13 protein-coding genes and 2 pseudogenes are annotated in these 16,316 nt (G+C 59.6%); 8 read left to right on the top strand and 7 right to left on the bottom strand.

The window, feature by feature from the left end:
• The first annotated feature begins 118 nt into the window (after nucleotides 1-118).
• The 3 genes from VRB54_RS12615 to VRB54_RS12625 all read left to right on the top strand — a co-directional run bounded on the left by VRB54_RS12615 (nucleotide 119) and on the right by VRB54_RS12625 (nucleotide 3,823).
• Nucleotides 119-1,153, top strand: coding sequence for a histone deacetylase family protein (locus VRB54_RS12615; protein ID WP_338477456.1), 1,035 nt, complete (start codon nucleotides 119-121; stop codon nucleotides 1,151-1,153).
• A 48-nt stretch (nucleotides 1,154-1,201) separates the two neighbouring features.
• Nucleotides 1,202-2,254, top strand: a complete 1,053-nt coding sequence (locus VRB54_RS12620; RefSeq protein WP_338477457.1) for an ornithine cyclodeaminase — start codon at nucleotides 1,202-1,204, stop codon at nucleotides 2,252-2,254.
• Between the two features lie 147 nt (nucleotides 2,255-2,401).
• Nucleotides 2,402-3,823 (top strand): amino acid permease, encoded by a 1,422-nt coding sequence (locus tag VRB54_RS12625; RefSeq protein ID WP_338477458.1) that lies wholly within the window; start codon nucleotides 2,402-2,404, stop codon nucleotides 3,821-3,823.
• Between the two features lie 2 nt (nucleotides 3,824-3,825).
• Here the strand turns inward: VRB54_RS12625 and VRB54_RS12630 are convergent, their stop codons facing one another.
• The 3 genes and pseudogenes from VRB54_RS12630 to VRB54_RS24605 all read right to left on the bottom strand — a co-directional run.
• A complete protein-coding gene (locus tag VRB54_RS12630; protein ID WP_338477459.1) occupies nucleotides 3,826-5,388 on the bottom strand; it encodes a histidine kinase famiy protein in 1,563 nt (520 codons plus the stop codon).
• A gap of 83 nt (nucleotides 5,389-5,471) precedes the next feature.
• Entirely contained in the window at nucleotides 5,472-5,909 is a 438-nt protein-coding gene (locus VRB54_RS24600; protein ID WP_373460625.1) for a methyl-accepting chemotaxis protein, read from the bottom strand.
• 99 nt (nucleotides 5,910-6,008) lie between these two features.
• A pseudogene (locus VRB54_RS24605) lies at nucleotides 6,009-6,785 on the bottom strand (PAS domain-containing protein); the annotation flags it as partial.
• Between the two features lie 153 nt (nucleotides 6,786-6,938).
• Here VRB54_RS24605 and VRB54_RS12640 point away from each other — a divergent pair.
• A complete protein-coding gene (locus VRB54_RS12640) occupies nucleotides 6,939-7,415 on the top strand; it encodes a DUF393 domain-containing protein (RefSeq protein WP_338477461.1) in 477 nt (158 codons plus the stop codon).
• Here VRB54_RS12640 and VRB54_RS12645 read toward each other — a convergent pair.
• The 4 genes and pseudogenes from VRB54_RS12645 to VRB54_RS12660 all read right to left on the bottom strand — a co-directional run bounded on the left by VRB54_RS12645 (nucleotide 7,381) and on the right by VRB54_RS12660 (nucleotide 11,535).
• Nucleotides 7,381-8,223: an alpha/beta hydrolase gene (locus VRB54_RS12645; RefSeq protein WP_338477462.1), complete on the bottom strand. Its 843-nt coding sequence runs from the start codon at nucleotides 8,221-8,223 to the stop codon at nucleotides 7,381-7,383. The genes VRB54_RS12640 and VRB54_RS12645 overlap by 35 nt on opposite strands.
• A gap of 367 nt (nucleotides 8,224-8,590) precedes the next feature.
• Nucleotides 8,591-9,881, bottom strand: a pseudogene (locus tag VRB54_RS12650) (NAD(P)/FAD-dependent oxidoreductase).
• A 58-nt stretch (nucleotides 9,882-9,939) separates the two neighbouring features.
• Entirely contained in the window at nucleotides 9,940-10,362 is a 423-nt protein-coding gene (locus VRB54_RS12655; protein ID WP_209982363.1) for a RidA family protein, read from the bottom strand.
• A 33-nt stretch (nucleotides 10,363-10,395) separates the two neighbouring features.
• The gene (locus VRB54_RS12660; protein WP_338477464.1) at nucleotides 10,396-11,535 is read right to left on the bottom strand and encodes a tyramine oxidase subunit B; all 1,140 of its coding nucleotides are present in this window, start codon (nucleotides 11,533-11,535) and stop codon (nucleotides 10,396-10,398) included.
• Between the two features lie 184 nt (nucleotides 11,536-11,719).
• On the opposite strand from VRB54_RS12660, the gene VRB54_RS12665 reads away from it, so the two are divergent.
• From VRB54_RS12665 to VRB54_RS12680, 4 genes are all read left to right on the top strand, one after another.
• A complete protein-coding gene (locus VRB54_RS12665) occupies nucleotides 11,720-12,547 on the top strand; it encodes a helix-turn-helix domain-containing protein (RefSeq protein WP_338477465.1) in 828 nt (275 codons plus the stop codon).
• A 425-nt stretch (nucleotides 12,548-12,972) separates the two neighbouring features.
• Complete coding sequence (locus VRB54_RS12670; protein ID WP_338477466.1) at nucleotides 12,973-14,067, top strand: DUF6861 domain-containing protein; 1,095 nt, start codon at nucleotides 12,973-12,975, stop codon at nucleotides 14,065-14,067.
• 4 nt (nucleotides 14,068-14,071) lie between these two features.
• On the top strand, nucleotides 14,072-14,398 hold the full coding sequence (locus tag VRB54_RS12675; protein WP_338477467.1) for a hypothetical protein: 327 nt from the start codon (nucleotides 14,072-14,074) through the stop codon (nucleotides 14,396-14,398).
• A 467-nt stretch (nucleotides 14,399-14,865) separates the two neighbouring features.
• Nucleotides 14,866-15,774 (top strand): ABC transporter six-transmembrane domain-containing protein, encoded by a 909-nt coding sequence (locus VRB54_RS12680; protein ID WP_338477468.1) that lies wholly within the window; start codon nucleotides 14,866-14,868, stop codon nucleotides 15,772-15,774.
• The last annotated feature ends 542 nt before the right edge of the window (nucleotides 15,775-16,316 follow it).

Consider the following 16,316-nt stretch of genomic DNA (forward strand, 5'->3'; position numbering starts at 1 on the left):
ACGCCATTCCCGAGTTAAATCGCCCGATAAATATAGAGAAGCACGAAAACAAAGCAAAGAACGCCCGTCCTGACCAGAACAGAATATTTGCACTGGCTCACATTAACGGATGCGCAGAATGTTTACAGTTTTCAGTGATTCCCACCGTCTGCACCACGGCACCGAGTTGAAGGATGGCGTGCTCAAGCCGTCGTTCGAGCAGCCCAGTCGGGCCGACACCGTTCACAACCGCGTCAAGCAAGTAGGCCTTGGTCAGATAGTCGAACCGCGCGCGTTTGACCGCGCGTGCTACGTCAACGCGCACAGCGAGCGCTATGTGAGTTTTCTGGAAAGCGCCTGGTCAGAATGGTGCGCCACAGGCCGCACGCATGATGCCTTGCCCCTGGTATGGCCTGTACGCGACCTGGCCAACGATCAGGTACCCACGTTCATTGACGGCAAACTCGGCTTCTATGCAATGGATGCCGGCTCGCCGATCACTGCCACCACCTGGCAGGCGGTCAAGACCAGTGCCGATATCGCCCTGACGGGCCTGGCGCTTATCGATGAAGGCCATGACAGTGCCTTTGCCCTTTGTCGTCCGCCGGGCCATCACGCGGCGCGTGAATACATGGGGGGTTACTGCTACCTGAACAATGCGGCCATTGCTGCACAGCAGGCAATCACCCAGGGCGCCAAACGTGTCGCGGTACTTGACGTCGATTTTCATCATGGCAACGGCACGCAGAACATTTTTTACCAGCGCAATGACGTGATGTTCGTCTCGCTGCACGGCGAGCCGGCCGTGTCCTATCCCTACTATTCGGGGTTCAGCGGTGAAGTCGGCGCCGGCCCCGGCGAAGGGTTCAACCTCAACTACCCGCTGCCGAAAAACACCGCCTGGGAAACCTACCGCGACGCCCTGCTGCATGCCTGCAGGAAACTTCAGCAATTCTCGCCGCAGGTATTGGTGATCTCACTGGGCGTCGACACCTTCAAGGACGACCCGATCAGTCATTTCCTGCTGGAAAGCGAGGATTTCATCGGGATCGGCGAGCTGATCGCGAGTGTTGGCTGCCCCACCCTCTTCGTGATGGAAGGCGGCTACATGGTCGATGAGATCGGCATCAATGCGGTGAACGTACTGCATGGCTTCGAAAGCAAGCGCGCCTGAACACCCCTGCTTTACAACGTTTAACTGGATGGATTGGAGAATAAAAAAATGACGCTCTTCCTGGATGTCGATGATGCCGCACGCTTGTTCGCCAAGGTGGGTATCCGCCGGGCAATCCGTGAGATGGCCACCTACATCGAAGCGGACTATTTACGCTGGGCGCAGTTTGACAAGTCGCCGCGCACGGCCAATCACTCCGCAAACGGTGTGATCGAGTTGATGCCTACCGATGATGGCAAGCAGTATTCCTTCAAGTACGTGAACGGCCATCCGGACAATGGTCAGCAGAACCTGCTGACGGTGATGGCATTCGGTCTGCTGGCCGATGTCCACAGTGGCTATCCGACCCTGCTCAGCGAGTTGACACTGACAACCGCCGTGCGCACCGCTGCAACCTCGGCATTGGTCGCGCGTACGCTTGCCCGTCCAGGGGCCACCTCGATGGCGCTCATTGGCAATGGCGCTCAGAGCGAGTTTCAAGCGCTTGCCTTCCATGAAATGCTGGGCATCAGCGAAATTCGCATCTTCGATATTGATCGCGATGCCTCACTCAAGCTGCTGCGCAACCTGGCGGCTTTCCCGACGATCAACGTGATTCACGCCGACTCCGTACAGGAGGCGGTCAAGGGCGCACACATTGTCACCACCGTGACCGCCGACAAGGCCTACGCAACGATCCTGACGCCCGAGATGATCGAGCCCGGCATGCATATCAATGCCGTCGGCGGCGACTGCCCGGGCAAGACCGAACTGCACGCCGACATCCTGCGCAACGCCCGGGTCATCGTGGAATTTGAACCTCAAACGCGGATTGAAGGTGATATTCAGCAACTGGAGGCTGACTCGCCCGTCGTCGAGTTTTTCCGGATTGTGCAAGGCGACGTCCAGGGACGCGAGAGCGATGAACAGGTGACGGTCTTCGATTCCGTGGGCTTTGCCCTCGAGGATTTCTCGTCGCTTCGCTACCTGCAGGCGATGGCGCACGAACATCAGGTCGGCCGGCACATCCACCTGGTCCCCACGCCTGAAAACATAAAGAACCTGTTCCAGATGCTGGATCAGCAGCCGGCCAAAGCCGCCCATCTGCGCACGGCCAGTTGACCTGCGAGTGACGCCCCCGGCATTTGAACTGGGGGCCGTCACTGTCCACATAAAACAACACCGTCACCCGCCATTGCCTCCTGACAATGGCGCTGGATATCCACTTTTCTGCCAAAACTCAAAAACATAAGATCAAGAGGTTTTGAAATGAAATCGAATTCATCAGAGCGGACTGAGCAGCCTGCGCTGCAGCGCACGCTCAGCAATCGTCACATCCAGTTAATGGCCATGGGCGGCGCCATTGGCACGGGCTTGTTCATGGGCTCTGGAAAGATCATCGCCCTCTCCGGCACCTCGATCATCCTCATCTACATGATCATTGGCCTGTTCGTTTACTTCGTCATGCGCGCCATGGGCGAACTGCTGCTTTCCAACCTGAATTTCAAGACCTTTGCGGATTTTGCCGGCGCCTACCTGGGTCCCCGCGCCGCATTTTTTCTCGGGTGGTCGTATTGGCTGAGCTGGAGCGTTGCGGTGATTGGCGATGCCGTCGTGGTGGGAGGCTTTTTCCAGTACTGGTTCCCCCACCTGCCCGCCTGGATACCGGCTATCGGGATGCTCGCGACACTGTTCGCCCTGAACGTGCTGACGGTCAGACTTTTCGGTGAAGTCGAATTCTGGTTCGCGATCATCAAGATCATCGCCGTGGTGACGCTTATCGGCGTGAGCATCGTGCTGATTGCCAGCTCGTTCGTATCCCCCAGTGGCGTTACCGCGTCCCTGGGCCACCTGGTGGATAAGCAGGCTGCATTCCCTCATGGCGTGCTGGGGTTTTTTGCCGGTTTTCAGATGGCGATATTCTCCTTTGCCGGCACCGAGCTGATCGGCACCGCTGCGGCAGAAACCCGGTCTCCAGAGCGGACCCTGCCCAAGGCAATCAACTCGATTCCGCTGCGAATCATCCTGTTCTACGTGTTGGCACTGGGCTGCATTATTGCCGTGACGTCCTGGCAACAGGTGTCACCTGTAAAAAGTCCCTTTGTCGAACTTTTCCTCGTCGCCGGCTTTCCCGCAGCAGCCGGCATCGTTAACTTCGTGGTCCTGACATCCGCCGCGTCATCGGCCAACAGTGGCGTATTCTCCTCCAGCCGTATGCTGTTCGGGCTGGCGAATCAGGACAACGCCCCAGGCATTTTTCGGCGACTGTCGGGCAACAGCGTGCCGCTGCTGAGCCTGGCCTTCACCACCCTGTTGATGCTGGCGGGTGTACTCGTGCTGTTCATCGTCCCGGAAGTCATGACGGCATTCACCATCGTTTCCACTGTGTCAGCGATTCTGGTGATCTTCACGTGGTCGACCATCCTCGCGTCCTACATTGCCTATCGCAAAAAGCATCCTGAGCTTCACGCCAAGTCGGCTTACAAGATGCCGGGCGGCGTCCCCATGGCAGGGTTCTCACTGGCTTTTCTGGGCTTCGTTCTGTGCCTGCTGGCATTGAGGCCCGACACCCGTGTTGCCTTGATGGTCATGCCAGGGTGGTTCATATGGCTGGCAATTGCTTATCAGCTGACACGCATCAGGAAGCCTGCTCGCTCGGGTGCTCAGGTGACGATAACCCGGGGCCTGTGACGCTAGTCGTCGAGCATCGTGCGGATTTTCCTCGGCAGGTCCTGCGGCTGATAGGGTTTGGGCAGCAGCTCGAACTCATTCACCTGTATATCCGCGCGTTCCAGCGAGTCTTTCGCGTAGCCCGTGGTAAGTAATACGCGGGTATGCGGGTACAGCCGGGCAACCTCACGGGCCAGTGCCGCGCCGTTCATGGCGCCCGGCATGATCAGGTCACTGAACACCAGGTCGTAACGCGCGTTCTCCAGCATCGCCAACGCCTGCTCGGCATGGGTCGCGATCTCGGTCCGGTACCCATAGTCAGTCAATATCACCTGGACCAGCTCGGCCACTTCGGGTCGGTCCTCCACGATCAGGATGTGCTCGCTGCCTCGCAACGAGGTAATGTCAGACGGCGGCTGTTCGACCCAGGGCTGGCTGTCGTCGGCTGGAAAGTAGAGCCGTATCGTCGTTCCGGCGCCCGGGGACGAGCGGATCCGCGCAGCCCCGCCCGATTGCTTGACGAACCCGTACACCATCGACAGCCCCAGTCCCGAGCCCTTGCCCTCCTCCTTGGTGGTAAAGAACGGCTCGATGATTTTTTCCTGTATGCCCGGCTCTATGCCGTTGCCATTGTCGGTCACCGACAGGCTGACGTATCGGCCCTCGGGCACCCCGTTTTCAGGCGACTCCACGTTGCAGGTCGTGAGGCTGATCATCGGCTCGACGCACCCCTCCAGCGCATCCTGTGCGTTCGATAACAGGTGCTGCACCGCCAGCTCTGCCTGGGCAGGGTCGATGCGGCAGTTCCACAGGTTCGGCGCGAGGTCCATCTGCACATTGGCGTCATGCACGGCACGCCGCATGAAATCGGGCCGGGTGAGCAGGCAGTTCAGATTGATCACGCGACTGTCGAGCCGCTGTTTGCGCGAAAATGCCAGCAACTGTTGCGTCAATGTCTGTGCTTTTTCAGCCGCCGCCCTGGCACGACCGGCGCTCTTGAAGATGCGCTGCAGGTCGCCGTCGGGGCGCTTCGCGCTCTGCTGGATCAAGTCGAGATAGCCAACCATCACCTGCAGCAGGTTATTGAAATCGTGGGCGATGCCGCCGGTCAGTTGTCCCAGCGCTTCCATGTCCTGGGCGCCACGCAGGCGCTGCTCGGCGTCGTGGCGGCGGCTCACGTCCAGCTGTGACGCAAAGAAGTACACCAGTTGCCCCGCTTCGTTGAACAGCGGCGCGATGAAGATTTCATTCCAGAACGTCGAGCCGTCCTTACGGTAATTGAGCACCTCCACACAGACTTCATGGTGGCGCTCGATCGCCCGCTGCGCGTGCGCAAGGGTGCCCTTGTCGGTTTCGGGGCCCTGCAGGAACCTGCAGTTGCGTCCGATGATTTCGTCCTGTTCAAAGCCGGTCAGGTTCACAAAGGCCTGGTTGGCAAAGATGATCGGGTTGTCGGGCTGCGCGGGGTCGGTCACGATCATCGCGCTGTGGCTGGCTTCCATGGCTGCCAAGAAGAGGTCTTTGCGGTGGGAGGACAGCGTCGCCACAGCGACACTGTCGACCACGGGCGTGTTCTTTTTTGCCAAGGTTCACCTCCGGGGCAGTGGTGCGTTTTCCATGGACCATGAAAACGCCGCGGAGTGCGACCCTGTGCCTGGCCGCTAGGCCGCTAGCCTACCTGCGTGGCAAACCTGCCCACGGCATCCACCACCCGCTTGGCGCCGTCCTGAATCTCGACAATCACCTGGCCCGCCTGCGTGGCCAGCTCCAGGCCCTGCTCGGCCTGGGATTTGCTGTTGGCCATTTCGGCAACCGTCTCATCCACCAGCTTCTGGTTCTGCAACACCACCGAGGCGATCTCTTCGGTGGCCGTGCTGGTGCGTCCGGCCAATTGGCGAACCTCATCGGCCACCACGGCAAAGCCTCGACCCTGCTCGCCCGCGCGCGCCGCTTCGATGGCCGCGTTCAACGCCAGCAGGTTGGTTTGCTGGGCGATGCTGCTGATGGTCTGGATGATCGAGCTGATCAACAGCGACTGCTTGCCAAGGGCTTCGACGCCGCCGGAAGCCGCCTGCATGTCCACCGAAACCTTGCGCATGGTATGCATCGTGTCATTGACCACCACAGCGCCGCGCTGGGCCGTCACATCGGTCTGTCGGGAGATTTCAAAGGCGGTCTGGGCCGCCTCACTGACCTGTTGTTCGCGGGCCACCTGGTCGGTGACCACCGTGGCGAACTTCACCACCTTGCACAGCGTGCCTTCGGTGTCATACACCGGGTTGTAGGTCGCTTCCAGCCATACCGTCTGACCGCGACTGTCGATACGCTCAAAGCGGCCGCCGACAAACTCGCCCTTGTTCAAGGTGGCCCAGAAATCCTTGTACTGCTGCGACGCAACGTCTTGCGGCTTGCAGAAAATACGGTGATGACTGCCTTTGGCCTGGCCCAGGTTGTAGCCCATCGCCTTGAGGAACTGTTCGTTGGCCATCAGCACATGCCCGGAGAGATCAAACTCGATCACCGCCGTCGAGCGCAGCAAGGCATCGATGAAAGAGGTGTTTTCCGAAGCTTTTTCCAGGCGGGAAGTGATGTTGGTCGCGTAGCAAGTGACGTGGCTCAAACTGCCACTCATATCGGTGATGGGCTGCCAATGGGCATGAATCCACACCAGCGAGCCGTCCGCATGCAGGTAGCGGTACTCGTCCGTGATCGACTTGCCGGCGGCAACGGCGGCGCGAAAGTTCTGATAGCACGGCAGCCTGGAAACGTACTGCGGAACGATATCGGTCATCGCCCGCCCCAGAAGCTGCTCCGGGGTGTAGCCCAGGGCATGGGCAAAGTTGTCGTTGCAGGCGGTGATTTTAAACGTCGGATCGATACTCAACGTCAGCATTTCATGGTTCAGGCCGTCGCGCAGTTGGCGCAGTTGGGCCAGCTCGGCAGCCTGGACATTGAGCTGTTGCTTGATTTTGGAGTTGAACATAGGGCAGCGCCTCTTGGGTCATACCCACGCTATCGGCAAGGTCGGCAGCTTATTGAGGCCCCGTGCAAAAGCGGCTGATGGAATGTCGGCGCACGTTGCAAGTACGATTCTTTGCGCCTATCGTGTCAAATAACTTATACAGAGCGATAAATTTTGTACAAGAAAACCCAATGGCCCCTGACCCTTTACTTTGATGGCGATTGCCCACTTTGTGCGCGCGAGATCAAGCTGCTCAGTGCCAGGGCCACGCCGGATCGCCTGCTGTTCGTTGACATCAGCGCTGAGGCGTTCGACGCGACGCGCCTGGGGTTAACCGCGGCGGACATGGCCTCGTCACTGCACGCCAGGTTCGCCGATGGAACCTGGGTCACCGGCCTCGACGCGACGCTCTGGAGCTGGCGGGCAGCGGGCCTGGGTGCCTGGGCCGCACCGTTGTCATGGCGCCTGACCCGGCCGCTGCTCAACATTGGCTATCGCCTGTTCTGCCGCTGGCGCCCGCACCTGGCCTGGCTGCCGCACCCTGACGGCAGCGCTCGCTGTAGCGCGGATGGCTGCACCGTTCCCGGCAGTCGCGTAACCAGGGCGGAAAAAAGACCTAGACGTCCAACAGGTCATCAAGGAACGCGATGACCAGCCGGTTGAACGTCTCGGCCTGATCGTCGTGCACATAGTGGCTGGCGTCCGCGACTTCGGCGGTGCGCACCATCGCGTTGCTGTCGCACATGGCTTGCAGCGTGGCTGCTGGCAGGAAATCCGAGCGCGCGCCGCGAATGAACAGCGTCGGGCAATCCAGGGCGCGCACCGCCGGCCACAGGTCGGTGGGCTCGATACTCAGGCGTGCCTCGGCGATACCTTGCTGATCGTGGCGCCAGGTGATCACGCCGGCACTTTCTTTCATCGAGTGTGCCAGCCGGGAGGCCAGGCCCTGCTCCGACAAGCCGGGGCGTGAGGTCTGCCAGAACGCGCGGGCGGCGTCCCAGTTGTCGAACTGCAGCGGGGTCTGGTTCATCTCGCGACGGATGCGCGCGGCGCCGTCCCCCTGGCTGGAGGAGCCGGGGCCGATGTCTTCGATGATCAGGCCCGTCAGGCGGCCGGGGTTTTGTCGGGCGTACTCGAGGGCGTTGGCGCCGCCCAGGGAGTGGCCCAGCAGGATGAAACGCTGCAGGCCGGCGTGGACGACGAAGTCCTGCAGGTCGTCTACGTAGGACTGTGTGTGGTAGCTGGCGGGCGGTGCCCAGTCGCTCAGGCCGCGGCCGCGTTGGTCCAGGGCGTAGACGCAGTAGGTGGGGCCGAGCGCCTTGACCAGTGATTCCCAGGTTTGTGCGTAGGCGCGCAGGCCGTGGAGCAGGACCAGGGGTGTGCCGCTTGGGTGGCCCCAGCGCAGGATGTGCAGGTTTAGGCCGGTGCGGTTGGTGAAGAAGCTGCTGGTTGGGGGCATTGGGTGGGTCCGCCGTGGGTTTAATGTGGGAGCTGGCTTGCCTGCGATAGCGGGCTGACGGTGTACATATCCGTTTCTGGGGTGACGGCTCAGATTGGTTCCGCCCTTACGGCGGGTCACTTTTGGAAAGAGCCCAAAAGTAACCAAAAGGCTCTTGCCCCACCACTCGGCACCTCGCTCAGGCTCGGTGTGCCCGCACGCAGGCTTGAATCCGTGGGCCGCCGCAATGGGCCATCCATGGCCCAGTGCGGCTAACCCGGCGTCCTGCCGGGTTACCCACGGATTCAAGCCTGCGTGCGGCCAGCGTGGTTGACGGGGCGCCTGAGATCAAGATCAAGATCAAGAGCCAGATCAACGGCTGGATTGGTTAGAAACGGTCGAAGCGGTATGGGCTTGGGTCGATGATGGGGGTGGCCGCTGATGAGGTCGGCGGCCAGTTGGCCGGCGGCCGGTGAGGTGCCGAAGCCGTGGCCGGAGAAACCGGTGGCGACCGTGAGGCCGGGGATTTTTTCGACGGGGCCGATGACCGGGTTGGAGTCCGGGGTGACGTCGATGGTGCCGGCCCAGGCCTGGGCGATTCGGGCTTGCTCGAACACCGGCCAGGCGGCTTTGAGGTTGTTCATCGCGTCGTTGTTAAGGCGTGGGTTGGCGGCCGGGTCCTGGGTGCGCACGCGTTCGAACGGGCTGATGCTGTCGGCCGACCAGCGTCGCGACAGGGCCAGGTCGTTGAAGAAGTATTTGCCCAGGGACACGTTCAACACGCTGCGCTGCGCTCGGAATTGGGGCATGTATTGTTTGGCCAGCAGCAGGTGATCAAGGGTCAGGAACGCATCCAGCTTGCCGCGCTGGGTGATGATGAAGCCGCCGTCCTTGTGTTTGCGAAACGAAAAGTCCGGCGCGCCCACGGCGATTTCGGTGGGGCCTTGCATCGGATGGGTACGCATCACCGAGCAGGTCAGGGCCAGGGTCGGCAATGACAGGCCGAGGTTGCCCAAAAAGCGCCGCGACCACATGCCGCCGGCGAGCAACACCTGGTCGCAGCGGATTTCGCCTTTTTCAGTGACCACGCCGCTCACCTTGCCGGCCGACATCTGCAGCGTGCGCACTGCGCAGTGCTCGATGATCACTACGCCCAGGGCCATGGCCGCCCTGGCGATCGCGCTGCTGGCCAGGGTCGGTTCGGCGCGGGCGTCGGACGCGGTGTAGATCCCGCCGGCCCACTCGCCCTGGCCACCCGGCACGCGCTGCGCGATTTCGCGATGACTGAGCAACTGCGAGTCCAGGGACAGATGCTCGACCGATTTAAGCCAGCCTTCATGCATCGCCATCTGCGTCTCGTTGCGGGCGACGAACATAATGCCCTCTTGCCGATACCCCACATCCGCGCCGACCCGTCCAGGCATTTGCGCCCACAGGCGGTCGGCGGCCAGCGCCAGCGGGATGTCATGGGCGTGACGGCTGGTCTTGCGTACCCAGCCCAGGTTGCGCGAGGACTGCTCGCCGGCGATACGGCCCTTTTCCAGGACCACCACCGCAATATTGCGCTCAGCCAGTGCCAGCGCGGCGGTCAAGCCAATGATCCCGCCGCCGATGATGACAACGCCGGTCGCGGAGGGAAATTCGGTGGACGTGTTCACGGGCGCAATAGTCGGGGCCATGATCAAGACTCGCAAAACAGGAAAGGTCAGCCGCGCGAATGCACGGCCGCATAACGGGTTACTGCGCCAGGCGAATCACTTCGACTTGAGCGTTGGAGGCGTTACGGTAAGCCGTCACCTCCAGTTCCACCTTGTAGACCGTCGAGCCCAGCGGCGGGCAGGTCACGGTACTCGCCGGGTCGACGCCGCGAAACTTCTCGCCGATCAGCCCCATCACCGCCGGCACGTCCCTGGGGTCCTGGATGAACACCCGCGAGCACACCACATCGGCCAGGCTGGCATCGACTGCCTTCAAGGCCGACTCGATGTTGGCAAACACCTGGTGCGTCTGCTCCAGAACGTCTTCGGGGATCAGTTTGGTCTGCGGATTACGGCCGGCGGTATTGGAGACGTAGATCCAGTTGTCCACCACTACCAGGCGCGAATAGCTGGCCTGGTCTTCGAACGGCGAACCAGTCTTGAGCTTGATGATTTTTGTCATGTCGAAGGTCTCTTCAGTTGGGTAAGGAGTGGTTCAGCGCAGCTCAGGGGTTTCCCACAGGTTCAGCTTCACGCCGATGCCCTGTTTGATCGCATTGCGGTACACCACCGTGCCCCACGCCACGTCCTCGACCGGCATGCCGCCGACCGACATGATGATGATCTCGTCATCGTTGCGGCGGCCCTGGGCATGGCCGGCGACGATCTTGCCGATGTCTTCCAGCTCTTCGCGCTGCATCGTGCCTTCGGCGATCATGTCCATGAACCGCACACCAATCACCGGCACGCAGTGGTGCGCAGGCTTGGGCAGTTCGTCGAACCAGGCTTCGTAAAGGCCGGTGTTGTCCAGCACCTTGCGCACGTCGGCGCGCTCCATGCCCTCGTCCAGCGAGCAGGAGGCGGGCATCGCCATGAAGCAGCCTGGCTTGACCCACTCGCGTTTCACAATTGGGTAGTTCGAGGGGTCGCCTGTCTCACCGGAGCTACAATAAGTAACAAGGTCGGAATCACGGACCACCTCTTCAAGGCTGTCGACCACACTAATCGTGGTGATCTGCGGGTAGGTTTGCTTCACCCAGCCCAGAAAGTCATTCAGGCTTTTCTCGCCACGACCCTTGATTTTCAAGGTGTCGATATGCGGGCAAACGGCGATGAACGCGGCGAGCGTGGTCTTGCCCATCACGCCCGGGCCGAGCAGGTCGACCACTTTGGAGTCCTTGCGGGCCAGGTGGCGCGCGCCGACGCCAGGGATCGCACCGGTGCGATACGCCGACAACAGGTTGGCGGACATGTGCGCCAAAGGGGCGCCGGTGTCAGGGTCATTGAGGGTGAACATCAGAATCGAGCGCGGCAGGCCTTTCTCGCGGTTGGCGATGTTGGAGCCGTACCATTTCACGCCTGCGGTGCAGAAGTTGCCGCCCAGGTAGGCCGGCATCGCCATCATGCGACGGTCGGCGGTGGGTTTGGGCATGTTGGGGAACGGCGAATCCTTCGGGAAAATCACCATCGCGCCATGGGAATCGTTGTTCGGCCCGGCCATGCGGTAGTCGCCGCTGTACAGAAGGCCGAACATTTCCTCCATGGTATTCACACAAGCGAGCATGTCGGTCACGCCGGCGCGGATCATGTCCTGCTCGGACAAGTAGATGAAATCTATTTTTGCACTAGTGACCATTATTATTCTCGACTCAAAGAGATACCGCTGCGGTAGGCGCTGCTCCCACGCTATCGAGGTCGAGTATCGGGCTGCGTTGGTCGGCGGTATTGTAAATTTCGGACATCACGGTTCGGCGCACAGTCAGGAGTTGGCGCGATAAGTGCGTGAATATTCCCGCCTATTTCCCTGGTAAGGTCCGGTCATGCTCAACCTGTGTTCACCGCCCGTACGGCGGCACACCGCTTATGAACAACCGTGGTTCGTGCTCAACTCGTCGCGGTATTCGGTAGTGCCTTGCGAACACCCGGCGATTTCGCATTTCTACGCCTTCGACGTCGCCCACTCGGCTGACCTGCTGGCGGTGCCGGATGGCTGCGTGGACATCGTGTTCGACTGCGATGCCACGCGCCCCAGCGTGAAGATCTGCGGTACGCCGCTGCAAGCGCAGCGGGTCGAACTGCTTCAGGGCCATCATTACTTTGGCGTACGCTTTGCGCCGGGGGTCATTCCAGGTTTCATCAATGTCATGGCCGAGGACCTGACCGAACAGGAATGGGATCTGCTGCAAGTGTCGGCATTTGCCCAGAGCATTTTCGAGAACATCGTCAACGCTCCGCTGCTGCAGGACCAGATCAAGCTGTTCAACGACTACCTGGCCCCGCGCCTGATGGGCCGCACCTCGAAGCTGACCGCCATCGTTATCCAGCAGGCGCTGGCCCATCGCGGCGACCTGCGCATCCAGCACCTGGAAGACCTCAGTGGCTACACCAGCCGCACGATTCATCGCCAGTTCAGCCAGGACACCGGCGTGTCGCCCAAGACTTTCTTCCGCATCATTCGCTGCCAGGCCGCCCTGGACACGCTGAACAACCAGCGCGACGTGTCGTTCTCGGACCTGGCGCTGGACCTGGGCTTTTCCGATCAGTCGCACTTCCTGCGCGACTTCAAGAAGCTCGTCAGCACCACGCCCTGCGAGTACCAGCGCAAAATGCTGCAGAACGCCTACAACGAGCGCATCCGTTTCGCCTGAAACCCTGCCCTTCCTCAACATACCCGCTCCCAGAGTTAAACCGGTTCGCGGGCACCCACTAACCTTGTCGGAAATTTCGGTTTTTACCAATACCTAGCCGAACGGCCAGTTGTTTGGCTTTCTCACAGCCCTTAGCATCATTCCTTGCCGCCCTGGCGGCGCGATCCCTTTACACAACTCAACACCACTGCGGTGTGCGAGCCTATACGCTCGCAAAACGTAAGCGTACATGGACCAAATTTAGCGCAGATCTGCCATGCACCTCCCGATGCGGCAGAACTTTTTCAATCTTATCGGCCTTTTGCGTCAGCACATCCTTAAGTACCTTTCCAGGCGATGTTGCAATACCGTTTGCCGGTAATTTATCTAGACCCAAAAGCGGACTATTGCCCCCTCAAGCAGGCAAATTGTCAGGGAGACATTGAATGTTTTTATGGCATATCGTGCCCTCGTGGCAGCAAATTGAAGATCGGATAAGGGACGAGATGGGCTACCAGGGTGGTGCCCAGCATCGAAACCATTGGGGTGAACCTGCCCCCTCCCTTAGCCTCAATATCCGTCGCGTTGCAAGCGTCCGCTCTGCGTTTCATCAGGCTGAATGGAAAGCGAGTGAACTACTTCGCCGACGTTTCGCCGATCTCGACATTTCCATCATCCTCAAAGACCTGATCGATGTCGTTACTCAGATGGCAATGATCGTCGCGGGCAGTACGTTGGCCGGAGGTGCAATCGGTGCCGGCGTGGGCGCATTCTTCGGCGGTGCTGGCGCCGTTCCCATGGGGGCTGCTGGTGCTACCATGGGATTGCAGGTCAGCAGCTGGATACTGGGGATGCTTGGCCTGCAGTCTATTGCAGAGTTCTTCGTCGAAGGATTGCCGCGCATTGGCGGGTATTACTTGACAGGAATTAAAGCTGCATGGGAAGGAACACGAGGTGAGGAAGGTTTAACTCCCTTCAGCCAAGATGATCCCCTGGCGGTTAGCTGCGCGGCCCATAACATCGCGCTAGGCCACGTTGAAGTCGTCATTCTGTTGCTGGGCGCTATTGTTGAATACTTGACTCGTGGTCGAGGTAACGCTGGCAGGTTAGCCCAAGAGATGCGAGCCAGTCCGAAAGGCGCAAGAATTGGCCAGTGGTTGGTTGAGCATGAAGATGCGTTGAAGGGTAGACCGGACTTGCAAAAGGCTGAAGCGCACAAAGGAGCAATGGGTTCACAAGAAAGACCAGCCTCAGCGCCGTCACCTCGCTCGGATACTAGTTCTCCAAAGGATCTCAAGCCGAGGAGATCATATGAGAAACCTGGCAATCTGATTCCAACGCAATCCAAGTCCGAGATGTCCGGGTCACAGATTAAGCGCCTCGCGAAAGATATGGAAATAAATGGCTTCGACCCAAATCATCCAGTTGATGTTTGGAGGAATCCCAGCACAGGGCGAATGGAAATCCAGGACGGACACCATAGGGCAGCAGCAGCAAAAAAAGCGGGTATTGAAAAAATTCCAGTCGAAATTTGGGAGTAATTTAATGACTAAACAATATAAAGCCGCATTTGTAGTCCCAATCGGGGCCACCAAGATCCTTGGAGAGGATGGCTGGGAGTTTGAAAGTTCTGAGCGTCTATCTAAAAATATTGGCAATTACTTAATAGGAACTCTGAAACTTAATTTTCTAGAAGAGCATTCCGGAATAAAGAAATATGCAGGCGAAGACATAAGAATGTCTATATTACTCGACGATACCCAAGAGATAGAAAGTATTTATTTTCAGTTATCAGGCGGGGCATTAGTATCCCTGTCCGAGATATGCCAACGCATGGATGTCTCTTCTGAAGCAGAAATTTTTGTGCCTTGAAAAAGCCAATATTTTTGGCTAGCTCTAGGGATGGCCTGAACTAGCCCCTGTTTTCCGGCACCCTATCACCATGATTGATCGAACGCGAGGGTCGCTGCGCAGTACCTACCCGATAAATCCGTATGTGGCTTAGCGTTCACTTTGGTTGACATGGACCACGATTGACCGCGCCTGATTCCACGCCAGGCACTTTTTTCGGTCATCCGATTGCAGTGGGGCAAGTTCGGCAATCAACCACTACCCAAGTCGGGAAGCTGAGGAGGTGACTTGGCAGAATACAATTATTTCGTTTGCAACTGACTCGGGTGTGCAGCCGTTGTATTTGGTGTTCGCCAAGCCGATGGAGATTGGGCAGGCAGCATGTTTGCGTCCTCCATGCGTTCTCCATGATTCCTTCACTGACCCTGCACGCTTGCCAGGCATCATCGGCACCCGCTGAAATACCCAATGAGCTCCACAGGTGCCCCATGCCCTCCGTCACACCGCCGATCCTGATCGTAGCCAGTGAAAAACTCGCCCAGCAATCCGCCAGCCAGACCCTCAAGGCCATAGCCCGGGCCTACCCCGGCAAGTTGTTCGCAACCTTGTCGCTGGTTGCGCTGGAGAACGCATTGCTGCTGGCCTACCCGCTGTTCGCAGGCTTTGCGGTGGACTCGATCATCCGTGGCGATGCCGCCAGTGCGTTGCTGTATGCCGGCGTGGTGCTCGGGTTCTGGGTGGTGGGCGCGGCGCGCCGGGCACTGGACACGCGCACCTTCACGCGCATCTACGCAGACCTTGCCGTGCCGGTGATTCTCAACCAGCGCCTGCAACGCCACAGCACCTCCAAGGCGGCGGCGCGGGTAGTGCTGGCGCGGGACTTCGTGGATTTCTTCGAAAAGCATGTGCCGATCATCGCCACCGCGCTGGTCTCGATCATCGGCGCAGCCGGCATGCTGTTGGTGATCGAGCCGTGGGTCGGCCTGGCGTGCCTGATGGCGTTACTGCTGTGCCTCGCCGTCATGCCCGGTTTCGCGCGACGCAACCAGCGTCTGCACGAGCGCCTGAACAATCGCCTGGAAAAGGAAATCGGCCTGGTCGAAGCCGTGGGTGAACACACCCTGCACCGTCACTACCATGTGCTTTCGCGCCTGCGCATCCGGCTGTCGGACCGTGAAGCCGTGGCCTTCCTGTGTATCGGCGTGGTCTCGGCGCTGCTGTTCGTGGTCGCCATCAGCCAACTGGCGTTGGCGCCTGCGATAAAGGCCGGGCATATCTACGCGGTGATGACCTACCTGTGGACTTTCGTCAGTTGCCTGGATGAGGCGCCGTCGATGATCGACCAACTGGCGCGCCTCAAGGACATCGGCAAGCGGGTGGACCCAGGACTGGCTTGAGCGCCTGACCAATAACTCAGGCCGAATCCGATCCAAATGTGGGAGCAAGCCCCCTCCCACACTTGATCGGCTGTGTGTCAGTGAGCATTTTTTCAATAGCTATGGCGCAGCATTTCACGGTCAGCTACTGACACAGCACAGTCAAAATGTGGGAGGGGGCTTGCTCCCGATGGCGGCGGGTCAGGTGAACTTCTTTGGCTGATACACCGCTATCGGGAGCAAGCCCTCCCACACTTGATCGGCTGTGTGTCAGTGAGCATTTTTTCAATAGCTATGGCGCAGCATTTCACGGTCAGCTACTGACACAGCACAGTCAAAATGTGGGAGGGGGCTTGCTCCCGATGGCGGCGGGTCAGTTGAGACTTCTTGGGCTGACACACTGCTATCGGGAGCAAGCCCCCTCCCACACTTTGATTGGCGGTGGGTCAGTCAGCATTTTTTCAATGGCCCTGGCGCAGCACTTCACCTTCTGCCACTGACACAACGCAGGCAAAAATGTGGGAGGGGGCTTGCTCCCGATGGCGGCGGGTCAGTTGAGACTT

The organism is Pseudomonas trivialis (assembly GCF_036864995.1).
Lineage (GTDB): Bacteria > Pseudomonadota > Gammaproteobacteria > Pseudomonadales > Pseudomonadaceae > Aquipseudomonas > Aquipseudomonas trivialis.